Origin of the sequence: Klebsiella sp. PL-2018 (assembly GCF_019048985.1) — a bacterium.
Lineage (GTDB): Bacteria > Pseudomonadota > Gammaproteobacteria > Enterobacterales > Enterobacteriaceae > Klebsiella > Klebsiella michiganensis.
Genome location: NZ_CP077673.1, coordinates 1,827,664 through 1,847,548 on the forward strand (window position 1 = coordinate 1,827,664; position 19,885 = coordinate 1,847,548).

Consider the following 19,885-nt stretch of genomic DNA (forward strand, 5'->3'; position numbering starts at 1 on the left):
CAACCCGGGGGGCACGCAGGCAAATTAATCCAGACGCCGTTTGGTTTTCAGCCACGTCAGGCCGATAAACATCACCGCCGAGGCGATTAAAAACATCACGTTCACCAGCAGCACCACCGGGATGTTGCCCGCCAGAAACAGGCTTTGCAGGGTGCTGACAAAATAGCGCGCCGGGATCACGTAGGTCACCGCGCGGATTATCGCCGGCATGCTGTCTATCTGAAAAATAAACCCGGACAGCATAATTGAAGGCAGGAATGCGGCATTCAGCGCCACCTGCGCGGCGTTAAACTGGTTGCGGGTAATGGTGGAAATCAGCAGCCCCATTCCCAGGGTGCTCAGCAAAAACAGGCTGGTGATAAAAAACAGAATCACCAGCGAACCGCGAAAGGGCACGCCGAGAATAAACACCGCCACCAGCATACACAGCAGCATCGCCAGCATGCCGAGGAAATAGTAGGGGATCAGCTTGCACAGCAGCAGCTCGGCGCGGGTAATCTCGGTCGACAGCAGCGCCTCCATGGTGCCGCGCTCCCACTCGCGGGCCACCACCAGCGAGGTCAGGATCGCGCCGACTACCGTCATAATGATGGTAATCGCGCCGGGGATAATAAAATGCTGGCTGATCGCGGCCGGGTTAAACCAGTAGCGCGTCTGCACGTCGATTAGCGGCTCGAAGGTTTCGCCGCGATCTTCCGCCCGCTGCTGCTGCCAGATTTGCCAGATGCCTTCGACGTAGCCCTGGGCGAAGTTAGCGGTATTCGGTTCGCTGCCGTCGGTGATGAGCTGGATCGGCGCATCGTCGCCGGGGCGGGCCATCTTCTGGTCGAAGTCCACCGGCAGGGTTACCAGGGCGCGAATGCGTCCCGCCTGCATCATCTGCACCAGTTCCTGGCGGTTATCGCTGATGGTGGCGTCGATATAAGGGGAGCCGGTCATGGTATGGACAAAATCTAGCGCCTCTTCGCTCTGCTGCTCCAGCAGCACGCCCACCCGCAGCTTGCTGGAGTCGAGGTTAATCCCGTAGCCAAAGATAAACAGCAGCAGCAGGGGGATGACCACCGCAATCAGCCAGCTGCTGGGGTCGCGGACAATCTGCCGCGTCTCTTTCACGCACAGGGCGCGTACGCGCCGCCACGATAGCAGTTTACCGCTCACCGGCGTTCTCCTTATCCCAGTCGTGAATGAGGGTGATAAACGCCTGCTCCATCGTCGGGTCAGGCTGTTCATCATCCGCCGCCAGCGCCTTCAGATCGTCCGGCGTGCCGCTGGCGATCAGTTTGCCGCGATAGACCAGGCCGATACGATCGCAATACTCCGCTTCATCCATAAAGTGGGTGGTGACCATCACCGTCACGCCTTTATCCACCATACTGTTGATATGCAGCCAGAATTCGCGGCGGGTGAGGGGATCGACCCCGGAAGTGGGTTCATCAAGAAACAGGATATCCGGTTCGTGCATCAGCGAGCAGGCCAGCGCCAGGCGCTGTTTATAGCCGAGCGGCAGATCGTCGGCGGCCTGCCGGGCGATGCTTTTCAGGCCAAACGCCTCGCTCATGCTGGCGATTTTGTCGTTCTGCGCCCGTCCGCGCAGGCCGTAGACGCCGGAGAAGAAGCGCAGGTTCTGCTCAACGGAAAGGTTGCCGTAGAGCGAGAACTTCTGCGCCATATAGCCCAGATGCTGACGCGCCTTGCCGGAGCTGACTTTCAGGTCCATGCCCAGCACCAGCGCTTTCCCGGAGGTGGGGACCAGCAGGCCGCACATCATCTTAAACGTCGTGGACTTTCCCGCGCCGTTAGGCCCGAGGAGGCCGAAAATCTCCCCGCGTTTGACCTGAAAATCAACGTGGTCGGTGGCGGCAAAATCGCCGAATTTCTTGGTCAGGGTCTGCGCCTCAATCACCGTGTCCTCATGGGAGCCTTCCACGGTGTGGATAATGTTGCCCAGCGGCGATTCGGCAGTACCGGCGCCGCCCAGCAGGTCGATAAAGGCATCCTCGAAGCGCGGCGCGGTTTCGGCGACCTCCAGCGGCGGCATATCGCCAGCCTTCTGTACATCGCTGATGCTGGCCTCTTTTTTAAGGATCAGGCGTACCGATTTACCCTGAATCACGCCATCGCTGACCTGCGGTAGCTTCAGCGTACGCTGGAGGAGGCGGCGGTTATTCTCCCGGGCGCTGGAAACCAAAAAGCTGCGTCCGGCCATGGTCTGCGTCAGCTCTTTTGGCGCCCCCTGGTAGAGCAACTGGCCCTCGTTCATCAACAGAACGTCCCGGCACTGCTCGGCCTCATCAAGATAAGAGGTGCTCCAGAGGATCAGCATTCCGTCGCCCGCCAGTTCGTGCACCATCTGCCACAGTTCGCGGCGGGAGATAGGGTCGACGCCGACGCCGGGTTCGTCCAGTAGCAGGACTTTCGGTTCGCCGACGAGGGTGCAGGCCAGGCCAAGTTTCTGCTTCATGCCGCCGGAAAGCTTGCCCGCCAGCCGGCCGGTAAAGGGGCCGAGGGAGGTAAACTCCAGCAGCCTGGCGAAGGTTTTTTCCCGCGCCTCGCCGGTCACGCTGCGCAGATCGGCGTAGAGCGTCAGGTTTTCCATCACCGTCAGATCTTCATACAGGCCGAATTTCTGCGGCATATAGCCGAGCACCGCATGCAGGGCGCTATCGTCGGCAATCGGGTCGAAGCCGATCACTTTTGCGCTGCCTGCGTCTGGCTTCAGCAGCCCGGCGAGCATGCGCATCAGGGTGGTTTTTCCGGCGCCATCCGGGCCCACCAGACCGGTCACATAGCCGGAGTGAATGGTGCAGTCCAGCGGCGCGACGGCCGGGCGATCCATGCCGGCAAAGCGCCGGGTCAGGCCGCTCAGCGTAATCACGTCCTCGCTCATTGGCCGTTTCCGTGACTGAAGGTGACGGTGACCGGCATCCCCTGGCGCAGCGCGTCGTCGGCATCGGTGACCACAATACGCAGGCGATAAACCAGATCGGTGCGCAGGTCCGGCGTTTCCACGGTTTTCGGCGTGAATTCAGCGGTAGGGGAGACGAAGCCGATTTTGCCGCGGTAGGGTTTATCCGGGCGACTATCGGTGTAAAGCAGCACTTCGCGACCCGGCTGGGCCTGACCGAGGTTTTTTTCATCGATATAGGCGCGTACCCACACTGGATGGGTTAACGATAACGTCATCACCGTGCCGCCAGCGCTGAGCATGCTGCCCGGCTCGACGGCGCGGGTCATCAGCGTCCCGTCGGACGGCGAGGTCAGCGTGGTATCGTGCAGATCCAGCTTCGCCTGCGCCAGCGCGGCCTGCGCCTGTTCAAGGCTGGCTTTGGCCTGGGCGATTTCCTGCGGACGATTACCGGCGCGGTACTGGCGCAGCTTATCCTGCGCGGACTTCAGCGTCGCCTGGGCCTGATCGCGCGATGAGCGGGCGTTTTCCAGGTCGTTAGCGGAGATGGCGCTGCTTTTGCGCAGCCCCAGCTGGCGCTGGTAAAAATTCTGCGCATAGTCGTAAGCGGCCTGCGCCTGGTTGACCGCGGCGGCGGCCTGGGCGATCTCTTCCGAGCGATACCCCGCCATCATCAGATCGTACTGCGCCTGGGCGGTGGAAACGTTGGCCTGAGCCTGCTGCAGGGCATTCTCGTAGGGCGCGCGGTCCAGCTCGCCCAGGGTCTGCCCGGCTTTAATCGCATCGCCCTCGTCGACGCTGAGCGACGCCAGCCGCCCGCCCACTCGGAAGCTGAGGTTGACGGTACGAATATCCACGTTGCCATACAGCGTGAGCGCTTTCTGCTGGCTGCTCTGGTACCACCACCAGCCTCCGCCAATGACAGCGGCCAGCAGGAGAAGCAGCACAACGACGATGAGCGGTTTTTTCATGACTCCAGACTCCTTTGCGATAATCCTTCCAGAACGAAATCAATATGGCAGGTGATAACCTCAATAATTTGCGCGGTTTTGTCCCGATCGAACTCAGCCCAGCCCGCGCGGCGCAGCACCGTTTCCCGACCAAGGCGAAAAGCGAGAACTTCGCCCAGCAGCGCGTGGGTGTGGAGGACCATTTCCGTGCTGTCAGCGTTAAGGCCGGTATAGGCGGCGATTAAGCGGGTCAGGTAGCAGTGTAGCGGAGCAATCACCTGATCGTGGATGAGCCGGTAGGCCGGCGTTGGCGACAGCTGCTCGCGGGAGATAAATTTGCTCAAATTGACGGTGTCGTCCTGGGTCAGCAGCAAAATCATATTCTGGCAGGCGCCCAGTATCAGGGTGCGCATGGCGGCTTTATCTGGAACAGGCTCAGCGCACAGCGCTTCCGCCGCCTGCGCGTGGGGGCGGAAATTGTGCTCGATAAAATCGGCAATCCACTGGGCGCAGGCGAGATAGAGATCGTCCTTGGAACCAAAATAGTAGGTAATGGCGGCGATATTCTGCCCGGCCTGGGCGGCAATATCGCGGGTTGTGGCGTGCAGGCCGTATTCGCCAAACTGGGCGATTGCGGCGGCGATAAGCTGGCTTTTCGCCTGCTCGCCCTTACTGGTCGTAGGAGTGGTTGTCATCGCGCGAGAAAAGTTAATCAATCGATTGATTAACTCTAGGCGCAGGTTGGCGGTTTGTCCACCGTTTGCTGCTAGATATGAAATCCTTCGCGACTCAGCTCTTCGGCAACCCAGGCAAAGAAGATCTTCACTTTCTCTTTTTGTTCATTCGGGTGCGGTAAAACGAAGTGATGCGCGTTAACCGGCATGCTGACGTCGCGGGTAAAGACGGGTTCCAGGTGGCGCTGGCTCACGCTCTGCCCGGCCAGCAAATTACTCTCAAGAATAATCCCCATTCCCATCCGGGCAGCCTCAATACTCATATAGGAGCGGTCAAAATTAAAAATAAAGTTTTTATTCCAGCCGCGAACCTTATGCCACGACAGCCAGTTGCTCCAGCCGATCAGCGTGCTATCGGAATGAATAAGGTCGCAGGCCAGCAGGTCTTCAATGGACTGAACGTCGCGGCCGGCTAAATAAGTCGATGAGCTAAAGGGGAGCACGCGTTCATTTTTTATGGTCTTGACCACCAGGGTTGGCCACTGTGAGAGCCCGTGGCGAATATCGATATCAATATTATCGCGGGAGAACTGGATGCTTTCATAAGAGCAGGTCAGGCTAATTTTAAGCTCCGGCCAGGCCTGGCGAAATTTATTCAGACGGGGCATCAGCCACAATAATCCAAAGCTCGGCGCGGAATGAATCCGTAAATAATCCTGGTGGATATCATTAATCACCTGGTTAGTGGCCTGACCAATAATATTTAACGCCCCGGAAACCTCTTTAAGGTATTTTTCGCCAATTGTGGTTAATACCATCCCTTTACTGCTACGGGAAAATATTTTTTTTCCCAGATACTGTTCCAGGCTGGCTATCTGATGACTTACCGCGGAGGCCGTAATATTAAGATTCTCTGCCGCCAGGTTCAGGCTGCCGGTATCAGCCACTTCAATAAAGGCCTGAATATTACGTAAGGATGGCATCGGCAAGCTTTTATTCTGCAGCGGCTGGTTCATGATTTCCTCCGGCGGGGGGAATAACGCAAGGCGGTTTTTTTACTCAGAAAGAAGGACGTCCAGCCGTTATCCCAGAAAATGATGGTCAGCATAGCACAGCCGGAAAATAAGTGATGGCGCAATCCGTGATGAAGTTAACAGTTTTAAATGCACAACTCTCGAAAAAAATAATTGACAGGAATTTGAGTGCAGTCACGAAGCAAATTTTTCTCACGCGCAATTGAGCTTTTTTGAATACCCTTTCTTTTTGGGATTGTTATATTGCAACTACAGGCCTGATAACAGGGCGCGATGCGGTAAGGGTCGCGACAAAAAACATAAAAAAATAAAGAGGATACCCTATGTCACGTATAGATACTGTTGTCTGTACTGACGCCAGAAAAACAAAATATCGTTTCGTGGTTTTGACGATGATTTTCCTGGTGTATGCCATAAATTACGCCGACAGAACGAATATCGGTGCGGTACTGCCGTTCATTATTGACGAGTTTCATATCAACAACTTTGAGGCCGGGGCCATCGCCAGCATGTTTTTCCTCGGCTATGCGGTAAGCCAGATTCCGGCCGGTTTTTTTATTGCCAGACGCGGCACCCGGGGACTGGTCTCGCTGTCTATTTTCGGCTTTTCCGCTTTTACCTGGCTGATGGGCACCGTGAGCTCGGTGTTTGGCCTGAAGATGGTGCGACTGGGGCTGGGGCTTAGCGAAGGGCCGTGCCCGGTGGGGCTGGCTTCAACCATTAATAACTGGTTCCCGCCGAAAGAGAAAGCCACGGCAACGGGCGTCTACATCGCCGCCACCATGTTTGCGCCGATAATCGTACCGCCGCTGGCGGTGTGGATCGCAGTTACCTGGGGCTGGCGATGGGTCTTTTTCTCCTTTGCGATACCGGGGATTGTGGCGGCGGTCGCGTGGTACCTGTTGGTTAAGTCAACGCCCGCGGAAAGCGGATTTGTTTCGCAACGCGAACTGGAAGAGATTAATGCCGGGCGTGAAACTGATAAAAACGCCGTCAGCGAAAATATATTAATTGCCGACCGCTTCACCTGGCTGGATAAAATTATTCGGGTGAAAAAGATGGCGCCTGTCGATACGGCGAAAGGATTATTTACCTCGAAAAATATTCTTGGTGACTGTCTGGCCTATTTTATGATGGTCAGCGTGCTGTACGGGTTATTAACGTGGATCCCGCTGTATTTAGTGAAAGAGCGCGGTTTTGACGTGATGAGTATGGGCTTCGTGGCGAGTATGCCGTGCATCGGCGGCTTTATTGGCGCGATTGGTGGAGGTTGGATCTCGGATAAAGTGTTAGGCCGCCGGCGTAAACCCACCATGATGTTCACCGCGATTTCAACCGTGGTCATGATGCTCATTATGCTGAACATTCCAGCAAGCACCTTGGCGGTATGTATTGGATTATTCTTTGTCGGTTTTTGTTTGAATATTGGCTGGCCGGCTTTTACCGCCTACGGAATGGCCGTTTCGGACAGTAAAACCTATCCGATTGCCTCTTCTATTATTAATAGCGGCGGCAACCTTGGCGGCTTTGTTGCCCCGATGGCCGCCGGTTTTTTACTTGATCAGACCGGCAGCTTTAATTCTGTATTCACCTATTTTGGTATCTGCGCCGCAATAGGTCTGGTGGTGATTCTTTTCCTCGATGAGCCACAGTAACGGCAATATTTCTGTTAATTAATATGACGTCATGTCATGGAGTGAAAATATGTTATTAAAAGATAAAGTCGCCATTATTACTGGCGCGGCCTCCGCACGCGGTTTGGGTTTTGCCACCGCCAAATTATTTGCCGAGAACGGCGCCAGCGTGGTCATTATCGACCTCAATGGCGAAGCCAGCAAAGCCGCTGCGGCGGCTCTGGGCGAAGGCCATCTTGGTCTGGCAGCGAACGTCGCCGATGAAGTTCAGGTGCAGGCCGCAATCGAACAGATTCTGGCGAAATATGGCCGGGTCGATGTGCTGGTGAATAACGCCGGCATTACCCAGCCGCTGAAGCTGATGGAAATTAAGCGCGCCAACTATGACGCGGTGCTGGACGTCAGCCTGCGCGGCACGCTGCTGATGTCGCAGGCGGTTATTCCGGCGATGCGGGCGCAAAAATCGGGCAGCATTGTCTGTATCTCATCGGTTTCCGCCCAGCGCGGCGGCGGTATCTTCGGCGGCCCGCACTACAGCGCGGCAAAAGCCGGTGTGCTCGGCCTTGCGCGGGCGATGGCGCGCGAGCTTGGCCCGGATAACGTCCGCGTAAACTGCATCACGCCGGGGCTGATTCAGACCGATATTACCGCCGGCAAGCTGACCGACGACATGACGGCCAATATCCTCGCCGGGATCCCGATGAACCGTCTGGGCGATGCGGTGGATATCGCGCGCGCCGCCCTGTTCCTCGGCAGCGATCTCTCTTCCTACTCGACCGGTATCACCCTGGACGTAAACGGCGGCATGTTAATCCACTAAGCGAGGCAATCAGATGAAGATGACAGAAACACAACAAGTTGCCGCGGCGGCGTGGCGTATTCGTCGCTATGCCCTGCAAATGGGCGAAGTCCAGGGACAGGGCTATATCGGCCAGGCATTAGGCTATGCGGATGTGCTGGCCACCGCGTTCAGCCACGCGATGCGCTACCGTCCGGAAGATCCGCAGTGGGAAGGGCGTGACCGTTTTCTGCTCTCTCACGGCCATTACGCCATCGCCTATTATGCGGCGCTGCTGGAAGCGGGAATTATCCCGGAAGCGGAGCTGGAGACCTACGGTTCCGACGACAGCCGCCTGCCGATGTCGGGCATGGCGACCTATACGCCTGGAATGGAGATGTCCGGCGGCTCGCTGGGGCAGGGGCTCTCCATCGCCGTCGGGATGGCGCTCGGTCTGAAGAAGAAGGGCAGCGCATCCTGGGTTTTTAACTCTATGTCGGATGGGGAGCTGGACGAAGGTTCAACCTGGGAAGCGGCGATGTCGGCGGCCCACTACGGCCTGACTAACCTGATTAACCTCGTTGACGTGAACAAACAGCAGGCGGACGGCGATTCGCGCAAAATTCTCGGCTTTGAGCCGCTGCATGAAAAATGGGCCGCCTTCGGCTGGTACGTGCAGCGCGTGGACGGTAACGATCTGGCGGCGGTGGTGGCCGCCTTTGATAACGCGAAAAATCATGCGGGCAACCAGCCGCGGGTCATTTTATGCGACACGCTGATGGGCAAAGGGGTGCCGTTCCTTGAAACCCGCGATAAGAACCATTTTATCCGCGTCGATGCCGACGAATGGCAAAAAGCGATTGCGGTGCTGGACGCCAACAAACCGGAAGGAGTGCTGTAATGAGCCAGAGTAAACCACGCTTAAAAACGTCGGCGATGATCGCCTCCATTGCTGATGAAGGTCAGGCGACCGTTTCCGCGCCGTTTGGCGTCGCGCTCTCGAAGCTGGCTGCCCAGCGCCCGGAAATCGTCGGTATGACCGCGGACCTGTCAAAGTATACCGATCTGCATATTTTCGCCCAGGCCTTTCCGGATCGCTTCTTCCAGATGGGAATGGCGGAGCAGCTGCTGATGGGGGCCGCCGGGGGAATGGCGAAGGAGGGATTTATTCCCTTCGCCACCACCTACGCCGCTTTTGCCACCCGTCGCGCCTATGATTTTATCCATCAGGTGATTGCCGAAGAGCATCTGAACGTGAAGATCTGCGCGGCGCTGCCGGGCCTGACCACCGGCTACGGGCCGAGCCATCAGGCAACGGAAGATCTGGCGATTATGCGCGGCATTCCCGGCATGGTCATCGTCGATCCCTGCGATGCGCTGGAGATAGAGCAGGCGGTACCGGCGATTGCCGACCACGACGGTCCGGTGTATATGCGTCTATTGCGCGGTAAGGTGCCGCTGGTGCTCGATAAATATGATTATCAGTTTGAGCTGGGCAAGGCGAAGCTGCTGGAGGACGGTAACGATGTACTGATTATCTCTTCCGGGCTGATGACCATGCGCGCCCTCGAGGCGGTTGAAAAACTGCGGGCCGATAATATCAGCGCGGCGGTGCTGCATGTCCCCACCATCAAACCGCTTGATGAAAAAACGATCGTTGCGCAGGCTTCGAAGCCCGGCCGTCTGGTAGTGACCGCGGAAAACCACACGTCGGTCGGCGGGCTGGGGGAGGCGGTTGCCGCGCTGCTGATGCGTAAAGGCGTACGCTGCGAGCTGGATACCGTCGGTTTGCCTGACGAATTCCTGCTGGCCGGCGCGCTTCCGACGCTGCACGACCGCTACGGCATCTCCACCGCGAAGATGGTCGAAAAAATTAAGTATCGCCTGCGTTAATCGCTTTCGCCGCCGCGTTCTGCGGCGGCGTTTCTCCGCTTTTGTTCGCGGTTTCCCCGTCGAGGCATTAAACGGGCTATTTCGGGGACGCCTGGCGCGAAGCGCCATCGCCGCTTCTCATCGACAGGACGGGGAACAGTGGTTTGTTAGCCGGAGGATTCTTTTCGGCAGATTTTATGCGGTTCGTCACAAAATCTGCTAGACTGCGCAGCTTCATGGCATTGTGGTTTTTGCCATCTCTTTCGCAATAATCTCCCTGAAAACTACGCCTGTGACGGGCCGGGGCGGTTCGGAGTTGTTATGTCTTTTGATTCCCTTGGCCTGAATCCTGAAATCCTGCGCGCCGTCGCTGAGCAGGGCTACGTTGAGCCAACCCCAATTCAGCAGCAGGCTATCCCGGCAGTATTACAAGGGCGCGATCTGATGGCCAGCGCTCAGACCGGTACCGGCAAAACGGCGGGATTTACGCTGCCGCTGCTTCAGCATCTGATCCAACAGGAGCCGCATGCTAAAGGGCGTCGCCCGGTGCGTGCGCTGATCCTGACCCCAACGCGCGAGCTGGCGGCGCAAATTGGCGAGAACGTCCGGGATTACAGCAAATACCTCAACGTTCGCTCGCTGGTGGTGTTCGGCGGCGTGAGCATTAATCCGCAGATGATGAAGCTGCGCAGCGGCGTCGATATCCTGGTGGCAACGCCGGGTCGTCTGCTGGATCTTGAACATCAGAACGCCGTGAGCCTCGACAAAGTCGAAGTGCTGGTGCTGGACGAAGCCGACCGTATGCTGGATATGGGCTTTATTCACGATATTCGCCGGGTGCTGGCGAAGCTGCCGGCCAGACGTCAGAACCTGCTGTTCTCCGCAACCTTCTCCGATGACATTAAATCGCTGGCGGAAAAGCTACTGCATAACCCGCTGGAGATCGAAGTCGCCCGCCGCAACACCGCCTCTGAGCAGGTGAGCCAACTGGTGCATTTTGTCGATAAAAAGCGCAAACGCGAGCTGCTGTCGCAGATGATCGGTGAAGGTAACTGGCAGCAGGTGCTGGTCTTTACCCGCACCAAGCACGGCGCAAACCATCTGGCGGAACAGCTCAATAAAGACGGCATCCGCAGCGCCGCTATTCACGGCAACAAGAGCCAGGGCGCGCGTACCCGCGCATTGGCTGACTTTAAATCCGGCGGCATTCGCGTACTGGTGGCCACCGATATCGCCGCGCGCGGTCTGGATATTGAAGAGCTGCCGCACGTGGTGAACTACGAGCTGCCAAACGTACCGGAAGACTATGTGCACCGTATCGGTCGTACCGGGCGCGCCGCGGCAACGGGTGAAGCGCTGTCGCTGGTTTGCGTTGATGAACATAAACTGCTGCATGATATCGAACGCTTGCTGAAAAAAGGGATCCCGCGTATTGCCCTGGCGGGCTACGAGCCGGATCCATCGATTAAAGCCGAGCCGATTCAGAACGGTCGTCAGCAGCAGCGCGGCGGCGGTCGCGGTGGCCAGGGTCAGGGCCGCGGTGGCCAGGGGCAAGGTCGCGGTCAGCAGTCCGCTCCGCGTCGTACCGATGGCGAAGCGCCGAAAGCGCGAACTCAAGACGGTAAGCCTCCTCGCCGTCGTCGCCCGCGCAAACCCGCCGCGGCGGAGTAACGCTATCCCGTCACTCCTGTGGCGAGTGTCGCAATCGCGCGGCTAAGCCACTGATGGGTTGTCCGGGTAAGACTCCTTACCCGGACGCGCTTCGCTCAGCATAACCTCGAGCGTGATTCCAGTTTGCTCAGAAAGACGTTCCTTCCGACGGCTAAAAAATGGCACAATAGTGGCTGTTTATACAGTATTCAGGTTTTCTCATGGCTTTGACCGCAGCGCTGAAAGCGCAAATCGCCGCCTGGTATAAGGCGCTTCAGGAACAAATCCCTGACTTTATTCCCCGTCCTCCGCAGCGGCAGATGATTGCCGATGTGGCGAAGACGCTCGCCGGGGAAGAGGGGCGACATCTGGCGATAGAAGCCCCGACCGGCGTCGGCAAAACCTTGTCATACCTGATTCCCGGCATCGCCATTGCCCGTGAAGAACAAAAAACGCTGGTGGTCAGTACCGCCAACGTTGCTCTGCAGGACCAAATCTACAGTAAAGACCTGCCGCTGCTGCGCAAAATCATTCCCGACCTGCGATTTACCGCCGCCTTTGGCCGCGGGCGCTACGTCTGCCCGCGTAACCTGGCCGCGCTTGCCAGCACCGAGCCAACGCAGCAGGATTTACTGGCCTTTCTTGATGACGAACTCACGCCTAACAACCAGGCGGAACAGAAGCTGTGCGCGACGCTGAAAGCGGACCTTGATAGCTACAAATGGGACGGCCTGCGCGATCATACCGATAAAAATGTGGATGATTCATTATGGAGCCGCCTGAGCACCGATAAAGCCAGCTGCCTGAACCGCAACTGCCACTATTATCGCGAATGTCCGTTTTTTGTCGCCCGCCGGGAAATCCAGGAAGCGGAAGTGGTGGTGGCGAACCACGCGCTGGTGATGGCGGCGATGGAAAGCGAAGCGGTGCTGCCAGAACCGAAGCATCTGCTGCTGGTGCTGGATGAAGGCCACCATCTTCCGGAGGTGGCCCGCGATGCGCTGGAAATGAGCGCGGAAATCACCGCCCCCTGGTACCGCCTGCAGCTGGATCTTTTTACGAAACTGGTCGCGACCTGCATGGAGCAGTTTCGCCCTAAAACCACGCCGCCGCTGGCGAATCCCGAGCGTCTGAATGGGCATTGCGAGGAGCTCTATGAGCTCATCTCCTCCCTGAATAATATCCTCAATCTGTACATGCCGGCCGGGCAGGAGGCGGAGCACCGCTTCCCGATGGGGGAGCTGCCGCAGGAAGTGATGGAGATTTGCCAGCGGCTGGCGAAGCTCACCGAAACGCTGCGCGGTCTGGCGGAGCTGTTCCTTAACGATCTGGGCGAAAAAACCGGCAGTCACGACGTGGTGCGTTTGCATCGGGTTCTGCTGCAGATGAACCGCGCGCTGGGGATGTTTGAAAGCCAAAGTAAACTGTGGCGGCTGGCATCACTGGCGCAGTCCTCCGGCGCGCCAGTGACCAAATGGGTCACCCGCGACCTGCGGGATGGCCAGATGCATATCTGGTTCCACTGCGTGGGGATCCGCGTCAGCGATCAGCTGGAGAGGCTGCTGTGGCGCAGCGTCCCGCATATTGTCGTTACCTCTGCGACGCTACGCTCGCTTAATAGCTTTTCGCGTCTGCAGGAGATGAGCGGGCTGAAAGAGAAAGCGGGAGATCGCTTTGTGGCGCTGGATTCGCCCTTTAATCACGTCGAACAGGGTAAAATCGTCATTCCGCAGATGCATTACGAACCGCTTATCGATAACGAAGAGCAGCATATTGCCGAGATGGCCGCCTATTTCCGGGAACAGGTCGAGAGCAAAAAGCATCTCGGCATGCTGGTACTCTTCGCCAGCGGAAGAGCGATGCAGCGGTTTCTCGAACACGTTACCGATCTGCGCCTGCTGCTGCTGGTTCAGGGGGATAAGCCTCGCTACCGGCTGGTCGAGCTGCATCGTAAACGCGTTGAAGGCGGCGAGCGCAGCGTACTGGTTGGGCTGCAATCCTTCGCGGAAGGCCTGGATTTAAAAGGCGAACTGTTAAGCCAGGTGCATATCCACAAGATCGCTTTCCCGCCGATTGACAGCCCGGTGGTGATCACCGAAGGCGAATGGCTCAAAAGCCTCAACCGCTATCCGTTCGAAGTTCAGAGCCTGCCCAGCGCGTCATTCAACCTGATTCAACAGGTTGGCCGCCTGATCCGTAGCCATAGCTGCTGGGGAGAGGTGGTAATTTATGATAAACGCCTGTTGACCAAAAACTACGGTAAGCGTTTATTGAATGCATTACCCATATTTCCGATAGAGCAGCCAGCCGTCCCTGAGGTTATAGTAAAAACTAAAACAAAACAGACGCGTCGCAAACGGCGTTAGCGGTGCAATGTCGACGCGGTGAGAAGCTCAGAGGAGCCTGCAATGGACTACAGCAAAATCATTAAAGAAGTCGGGCGCGGAAAAAACCACGCTCGCGACCTGGACGTGGAAACGGCCCGCGCGCTCTACTCGCGGATGCTTAACGGCGAGGTGCCTGACCTTGAGCTCGGCGGCATTCTTATTGCCCTGCGCATCAAGGGCGAAGGTGAAGCGGAGATGAAGGGCTTCTATGAAGCGATGCAGGAGCACACCATTAAGCTGACGCCGCCGGTCGGCAAACCGATGCCGATTGTGATCCCCAGCTATAACGGTGCGCGTAAACAGGCCAACCTGACGCCGCTGCTGGCCGTCCTGCTGCATAAGCTCGGCTTCCCGGTCATTGTTCACGGCGTTAGCCACGATCCCACCCGCGTGCTGACGGAAACCATTTTTGACCTGATGGGGATCCCGGCGACGCTTCACGCGGGCCAGGCACAGGCGCGGCTAGACAGTCACCAGCCGGTTTACGTTCCGGTTGGCGTATTTTGTCCGCCGCTGGAAAAACAGCTGGCGATGCGCTGGCGCATGGGCGTGCGTAACAGCGCCCACACCCTGGCCAAGCTGGCGACGCCGTTTGCCGAAGATGCGGCGCTGCGCCTGTCGAGCGTTTCGCACCCTGAGTACGTCGGTCGGGTCGCGAAATTTTTTGCCGGGATCGGCGGCCGGGCGCTGCTGATGCACGGTACTGAAGGCGAAGTTTACGCTAACCCGCAGCGCTGCCCGCAGATTAGCCTGATTGATGAGACCGGTACGCGGGTGGTTAACGAGCGTCAGGATGGCGCCGCTGCGCAGGCAGTCGCTCTGCCGGAGTCAAAAGACCCCGAAGTGACCGCGCGCTGGATCGAGCGCTGTATGGTCGGGAGCGAACCGCTGCCGTCATCGTTGAAAATTCAGCTGGCCTGCTGTCTTCTGGCCACCGGCGTGGTCTTGTCTCTGGAGCAGGGGCTGGCGAAGGTGGCTGAGAGCTGGTAACTCTATCGCAGGATCGCAGGCAAAAAAAAGCCCGTCCAGTGGCATGGACGGGCAAGGCAAGGGTATTAAAGGATCTTACAGGGTTAAAACAGTGGCATTACAGGGTGTTGCTGTTGCTACAGGGATAACTGACGATTATTTATAGATAACCGCAGTACCGCTCAGTTTGTTGTTGCTGTTAGCGGAGGTAATGCTATAGCCGGTTGCGCCAGCGGCCTCAGCTTTTTCAGCCAGTTTAGCTTCCAGTCCATCCAGCGTCGTCGCGCCTTCAGCGGAAACCACACCAATTTTGTTCATGCTCTCTGCCTGAGCCGATGTCACCGGCTGAGCGGCGAACGCGCCGAAAGACAGAGCGGAAAGGGCGATAGCGGCGGCAGCATATTTGATGTTTTTCATAATTAATCTCTCGCATGTTGTTCTGTATAGGGGACGATGTTCCGTCGATGTGATAAGTATCACGGTTTTTAGCGGGAGATAAAATCGAAGGAAATTAACAGTCTTCATCTAATTTTTTGAATGATTATTAATTTATTGAATATTAATAAATTATTTTAGCCGGCGGCGGCGAAACAGGTCGGGGCGGCGAACGGGAGGCTGGAAGGGCACATTTTGCCACGCCGTTTGCCAAAAAACGTGCGCGAAAAGATAACGCGATGTGCGTAATGAACGGTAAATATTGGTCAGCGAAGCTGGCTATCCTTGGAGCCTCTGCGATTATATCCTGAAAATGTATTGTTATGTAAATCTTTCTCCTGTTGGCATTTTACGCAGTATTTCACCCCCGCCACCGCCCGTCGGCGCGCTTCAGGAATCGGCTCCCCGCATTCTTCACAAAATTTGTTGCTTTCCCCCGATGACAGTTCGTTTCGCGCCCGAGCTATCGCGTCGTTGATGGTGCTGTCGATCTGTTCCTGCACCGCGTCATCATTCGCCCAGCCTGATGCCATAGTTCACCTCGCTATCTCGCCTCTCTTTAGTATAGAGAATATGGGGATAAAAAATGACCAGACAAGGCTCAGATCTCTGACCATTCGCGCAGCAGGTTATGGTACAGATTAAGCAGAGACAGGACTTCGTCACTTTCGCCGTGGCGGCTTTTTAATTTCTGAATATTGCCATCCAGTTCAAACAGCATACTGCGGCGTTTATCGTCGCGGATCATTGACTGAACCCACAAGAACGAGGCGACGCGAACGCCTGAGGTCACCGGGGTGACGCAGTGCAGGCTGCTTGAAGGATAGAGCACCAGGTCCCCGGCAGGGAGCTTAACCGAATGCTGTCCGTAGGTATCGTTCACGACCAGCTCACCGCCTTCGTAGCTCTCCGGGGGGCTTAAAAAGAGCGTGGCGGAAAGATCGGTGCGCATCCAGCCTCCCTGCGCCTGGCTGCGCACCGCGCCGTCGACGTGGAAACCATAAGTTTCGCTCTGCTGATAACGATTAAACAGCGGGCTGGAAATCGCTTTCGGCAGCGCGGCGGCAAAAAACAGCGAGCTGCGATTCAGCGCCGCCAGTACGTTGCCCTGAAGTTCGCCGTAACGATTGCTGTGGGTATCAACCTGCTGGTTATTTTTGACCTGGGCGCCCAGATCGCCGGTCGTCACGCGCCCGTCGACCCATTCCGCCTGCTGCAGCTGAGCGATAAAATCGTCCACTTCCTGAGAGCTGAGAACGGCGGGAATATGATACATCATCGTTTTATCTCCGGAGAAAACGGGGCGCAGCCGCCCCGGGGTGGATCAGAAGTGCATATTGGCGGTGAGCACGAAGGTTCGCGGTTCACCCGGGTGATAACGGTAGCCGCTCTTGTTAATCGAGGCGACATAGTCGGTATCAAACAGGTTGTAGACGTTCAGCTGCAGGTCGAGATTACGGTTAATGCGATAGCCGACTTTGGCATCAGCCACCCAGTAGCCTTCGGTATAGGAAGGCGTGCCGACCGCACCGTCGCTGCCGCGATGCATGCTGCCGACGTATCGCGCGCCGGCGCCGACGGCGATCGCATCGGTGGCCTGATACTGGCTCCAGAGGGTAAACGCGTGCTCTGGCGTATACGGCAGCGCGCTGGTGCCATCCTGGGCGGTATTCGCGCCTTCACGAACGCTGGCGTGCTGTTGGGTATAGCCGCCAATCACCTGCCAGTCGGGCGTGATATTACCGGCCAGAGAGATCTCATAGCCTTCAACGCGCTTCTTACCGTACTGCGAATAGCTGCCGTCGTCGTTCTGCTCGACTTCGTTTTCAATATCGGTGCGGAAGAGGGCGGCGGTCAGCAGCAGGCGCTTATCCATCAGCTCCCACTTGGTGCCGACTTCGCTGGTTTTGGCCTTCTGCGGTTTAAAGTCGGTTCGGTTGGCGCTGCTGCCGGTGCCGCTTTGCGCGAGGGTGAAGTTGCTCCCTCCCGGCGGCTGCTGGGAGACGGCGTAGTTGACGTAGAGGTTGCCGTTATCGGTCAGGTGGTACAGCGCGCCAGCCTTCCAGTTAACCAGGTTACCGCTGGTTGAGGTATCGACGGTGGTGACGGGGGTATTTTTCGCGACTCCGGTCGGGCAGGCGATGGCGCCGCGTCCGGTACCGCCGCACAGGCTGGCGCTATCGTATTTGGTCTGGTAGTTATCCAGACGGATCCCGCCGTTAAGTTCGACGTCCTGGGTTATCTGCAGCGTATCGAAAGCATAGACGCCGAAGGTATCCGTCTGTCCGTTAGCGTTGGCGCCGCTGCGGTTCAGGCCGCCGATGGAGATATCGCTGTTCGGATGATAAATATTCACCGCCGGAGGCGTGAGCGGATATACCCCGTAGTTGGTCTGGGTTTCGCGGGTAAATTCCACACCGGTGCTGACGTCATGACCGATGGCCCCGGTATAGAACGTCGACGTCAGGTTAGTCTGGTTGGTCAGGATCTTGTTGCTGGTATCTTTGGTGTTCGCCAGGCGCGACCAGGTCCAGGTGCCGACATCGTTGGGGTTTGGCTGAGTGATGTTTGACGCGCCGCCCATCACCGCAGTCATCAGGTAATCCTGCTTCACGCGAGACCAGCGGGTGGTGTTGCGAATCGTCGTCGTGTCGCTCAGGTCGTGCTCGAAGCGCATCGTCACGGTATCGGTTGTGGAATCATCGTAGTCGGAGTCGGTGCCGTAGAAGTTGCTGGTGGCGACCTTGCCGGAGTGATTCAGCGCCGAGGTGCCGGCGTTGGGAGCGGAATAGCCCGGCAGACCGATGGTGGGAATGCCGCCGTCGGGCGTGTTGTGCTGGGTTACGTGCAGATAGTTAAGATACAGGCGGTTTTCGGTGCCGAGGCCAAATGCGGCCGATGGCGCGACGCCGTAACGCTCGTTTTTCACCTTGTCCCGGCCCGCATCATGGGTTTTCTCGCCCATCAGATTCAGACGCACCGCGCTGGTTTCGCCAATGGCCTCGTTAATATCCAGGGTGCCGCGTCGGAACCAGGCGCTGCCCGCGCTGGCGGAGGCGTCGATGCCGGAATCGAGGCGCGGCTGTTTGCTGATCATATTGATCGAGCCGGTCGGCGCGCTGCGTCCGTAGTCGGAGCCTGAAGGTCCCTTGATGACTTCGATCTGCTCGGTATTAAAAGTATCGCGGCTGACGCTGCCGATATCGCGGATGCCGTCGACGTAAATGCTGTTGGAAGTGTCCGCCCCGCGCATGTAAATCGCGTCGCCGGTCGTCGAGTTGCCGTTTTCGCCGGCAAAGAAAGCGCCGACGCCGGGAACGTTTTTCAGCGCGTCGGTGAGGTTAGTGACGCCCTGGTCCTTCATCATCTGCTCAGAGACCACGCTAACCGTCCGCGTCGTGTCGGCGATCGGGCGTGAAAATTTAGGATCGGCGGAGCGGGTCGGCGCGTACAGCGATGGCGTCTGAGCTTCGACCACCAGCGTTTCGCCGCTATTTTTTTCAGTGCTATCCGCGGCAAGCAGCTGGCCGGTCGGAGAAAGACTCAGGCATAAGCCGGTGAAGAGAGTGAGCGAGTGAAAACTGCTGAACGGCAAATTGTTATTTTTTTCCATATCAATAAGTGACTTATAATTTTAATTAGGCCATAACGACCGCAGACGAAGCGTTGCTTCGCCCCGACCACTGCAGGTGATTTTTTACAAAAGCAATGAGTTTGATAATGATTGTGATAATCATTATCAAACAACAGGCGAATTTCTATCACTCATTTATAAAAAAATAAATACATTTATTTACATTGGCTGCATTTTTTCTACATAAAGGCGCGCCGGGCAGGCGAGGTTGTCGCGGGAAATGGCATTCAGCTACCCGGCCTGGAAAACGGCGTTAGTACAGGCCGGGTGGGAGGGTTAGCGGGCGTCCGGACGAACGAGGTCAAAGCGCAGGCTTTCATCAATGCCATAATAGGCGCTGGGGCCTCCGGCGCGCAGAATCGGCTGGGCCCTGGCGGTCTGGTAAATTCCGTCTTCCAGCAGCGATTCATCGATATGCACCGCCACCACTTCGCCCAGCACCAGCCAGGTGTCAACCGCTCGCCCTTCTGCGGTCGTTAACTGGATGCATTGTGAAAGGCGACACTCGAAGTTTACCGGGCTTTCGGCGACCCGCGGCGCGCTGACGATGCGGCTGGGAGCGGCAGTCAGCCCGGCGCGGATGAATTCATCTTCATTATGGGGAAGGGTGGCGGAGGTTTCGTTCATCGCGACCGCCAGAGGCCGGGTGGCCAGATTCCAGACGAACTCTTTAGTCTCGGCGATATTCTGTACGCTATCTTTCCAGCCGCTGCTGGCAAAACCAATAATCGGCGGCCGATAGTTAAAGCAGTTGAAAAAACTGTACGGCGCGAGGTTACGCTGGCCGCTGTTATCAAGGGAGGCTATCCAGCCGATGGGGCGCGGCCCGATAATGGCGTTAAGCGGGTCGTGCGGCAGCCCGTGTCCGTGCGAAGGTTGGTAGAAATACATACGACACCCGTGACAAAAAAAGAGATAACCAGACTCACTTATTTACCGCGCCGCCGTCAACGGGTATCTTAC

17 protein-coding genes are annotated in these 19,885 nt (G+C 57.3%); 7 read left to right on the top strand and 10 right to left on the bottom strand.

Annotated features, from left to right (window positions below; genetic code table 11):
* Positions 1 to 24: 24 nt before the first annotated feature.
* The 5 genes from MKleb_RS08495 to MKleb_RS08515 all read right to left on the bottom strand — a co-directional run bounded on the left by MKleb_RS08495 (position 25) and on the right by MKleb_RS08515 (position 5,545).
* Positions 25 to 1,158: an ABC transporter permease gene (locus MKleb_RS08495; protein WP_014228500.1), complete on the bottom strand. Its 1,134-nt coding sequence runs from the start codon at positions 1,156 to 1,158 to the stop codon at positions 25 to 27.
* Positions 1,148 to 2,887 carry an ATP-binding cassette domain-containing protein gene (locus MKleb_RS08500; protein ID WP_025108108.1) on the bottom strand — a complete coding sequence of 580 codons (1,740 nt, stop codon included), beginning with the start codon at positions 2,885 to 2,887 and terminating at the stop codon, positions 1,148 to 1,150. The genes MKleb_RS08495 and MKleb_RS08500 overlap by 11 nt, the downstream gene beginning before the upstream one ends.
* Positions 2,884 to 3,876 carry a secretion protein HlyD gene (gene hlyD, locus MKleb_RS08505; protein ID WP_025108107.1) on the bottom strand — a complete coding sequence of 331 codons (993 nt, stop codon included), beginning with the start codon at positions 3,874 to 3,876 and terminating at the stop codon, positions 2,884 to 2,886. The genes MKleb_RS08500 and hlyD overlap by 4 nt, the downstream gene beginning before the upstream one ends.
* Entirely contained in the window at positions 3,873 to 4,550 is a 678-nt protein-coding gene (gene cecR, locus MKleb_RS08510) for a transcriptional regulator CecR (RefSeq protein ID WP_014228503.1), read from the bottom strand. Before cecR ends, hlyD begins: the two co-directional genes overlap by 4 nt.
* 71 nt (positions 4,551 to 4,621) lie before the next feature.
* Positions 4,622 to 5,545: a LysR substrate-binding domain-containing protein gene (locus MKleb_RS08515; RefSeq protein WP_014837871.1), complete on the bottom strand. Its 924-nt coding sequence runs from the start codon at positions 5,543 to 5,545 to the stop codon at positions 4,622 to 4,624.
* A 341-nt stretch (positions 5,546 to 5,886) separates the two neighbouring features.
* On the opposite strand from MKleb_RS08515, the gene MKleb_RS08520 reads away from it, so the two are divergent.
* The 7 genes from MKleb_RS08520 to ybiB all read left to right on the top strand — a co-directional run bounded on the left by MKleb_RS08520 (position 5,887) and on the right by ybiB (position 14,874).
* The gene (locus tag MKleb_RS08520) at positions 5,887 to 7,218 is read left to right on the top strand and encodes an MFS transporter (RefSeq protein WP_163586295.1); all 1,332 of its coding nucleotides are present in this window, start codon (positions 5,887 to 5,889) and stop codon (positions 7,216 to 7,218) included.
* 49 nt (positions 7,219 to 7,267) lie between these two features.
* The gene (locus tag MKleb_RS08525; protein ID WP_014228506.1) at positions 7,268 to 8,017 is read left to right on the top strand and encodes an SDR family NAD(P)-dependent oxidoreductase; all 750 of its coding nucleotides are present in this window, start codon (positions 7,268 to 7,270) and stop codon (positions 8,015 to 8,017) included.
* A gap of 13 nt (positions 8,018 to 8,030) precedes the next feature.
* Positions 8,031 to 8,876 (top strand): transketolase, encoded by an 846-nt coding sequence (locus MKleb_RS08530; RefSeq protein WP_025108103.1) that lies wholly within the window; start codon positions 8,031 to 8,033, stop codon positions 8,874 to 8,876.
* Positions 8,876 to 9,868 (top strand): transketolase family protein, encoded by a 993-nt coding sequence (locus MKleb_RS08535; RefSeq protein ID WP_014837873.1) that lies wholly within the window; start codon positions 8,876 to 8,878, stop codon positions 9,866 to 9,868. The genes MKleb_RS08530 and MKleb_RS08535 overlap by 1 nt, the downstream gene beginning before the upstream one ends.
* Positions 9,869 to 10,168: 300 nt before the next feature.
* Positions 10,169 to 11,518 carry an ATP-dependent RNA helicase RhlE gene (rhlE, locus tag MKleb_RS08540; protein ID WP_217076569.1) on the top strand — a complete coding sequence of 450 codons (1,350 nt, stop codon included), beginning with the start codon at positions 10,169 to 10,171 and terminating at the stop codon, positions 11,516 to 11,518.
* A gap of 200 nt (positions 11,519 to 11,718) precedes the next feature.
* A complete protein-coding gene (gene dinG, locus MKleb_RS08545) occupies positions 11,719 to 13,863 on the top strand; it encodes an ATP-dependent DNA helicase DinG (protein WP_025108101.1) in 2,145 nt (714 codons plus the stop codon).
* 42 nt (positions 13,864 to 13,905) lie between these two features.
* Positions 13,906 to 14,874, top strand: a complete 969-nt coding sequence (ybiB, locus tag MKleb_RS08550) for a DNA-binding protein YbiB (RefSeq protein WP_025108100.1) — start codon at positions 13,906 to 13,908, stop codon at positions 14,872 to 14,874.
* Between the two features lie 135 nt (positions 14,875 to 15,009).
* On the opposite strand, the gene ybiJ is transcribed toward ybiB, so the two are convergent.
* The 5 genes from ybiJ to MKleb_RS08575 all read right to left on the bottom strand — a co-directional run bounded on the left by ybiJ (position 15,010) and on the right by MKleb_RS08575 (position 19,813).
* The gene (ybiJ, locus tag MKleb_RS08555; protein WP_004130722.1) at positions 15,010 to 15,270 is read right to left on the bottom strand and encodes a DUF1471 family protein YbiJ; all 261 of its coding nucleotides are present in this window, start codon (positions 15,268 to 15,270) and stop codon (positions 15,010 to 15,012) included.
* A 284-nt stretch (positions 15,271 to 15,554) separates the two neighbouring features.
* Complete coding sequence (locus MKleb_RS08560; protein ID WP_004130731.1) at positions 15,555 to 15,821, bottom strand: DksA/TraR family C4-type zinc finger protein; 267 nt, start codon at positions 15,819 to 15,821, stop codon at positions 15,555 to 15,557.
* 68 nt (positions 15,822 to 15,889) lie between these two features.
* Positions 15,890 to 16,567, bottom strand: a complete 678-nt coding sequence (gene ybiX, locus MKleb_RS08565) for a PKHD-type hydroxylase YbiX (RefSeq protein ID WP_025108099.1) — start codon at positions 16,565 to 16,567, stop codon at positions 15,890 to 15,892.
* A gap of 45 nt (positions 16,568 to 16,612) precedes the next feature.
* Entirely contained in the window at positions 16,613 to 18,901 is a 2,289-nt protein-coding gene (locus tag MKleb_RS08570; protein WP_025108098.1) for a catecholate siderophore receptor Fiu, read from the bottom strand.
* Positions 18,902 to 19,198: 297 nt separating this feature from the next.
* Positions 19,199 to 19,813 carry a flavin reductase family protein gene (locus MKleb_RS08575; RefSeq protein ID WP_025108097.1) on the bottom strand — a complete coding sequence of 205 codons (615 nt, stop codon included), beginning with the start codon at positions 19,811 to 19,813 and terminating at the stop codon, positions 19,199 to 19,201.
* Positions 19,814 to 19,885 lie beyond the last annotated feature (72 nt).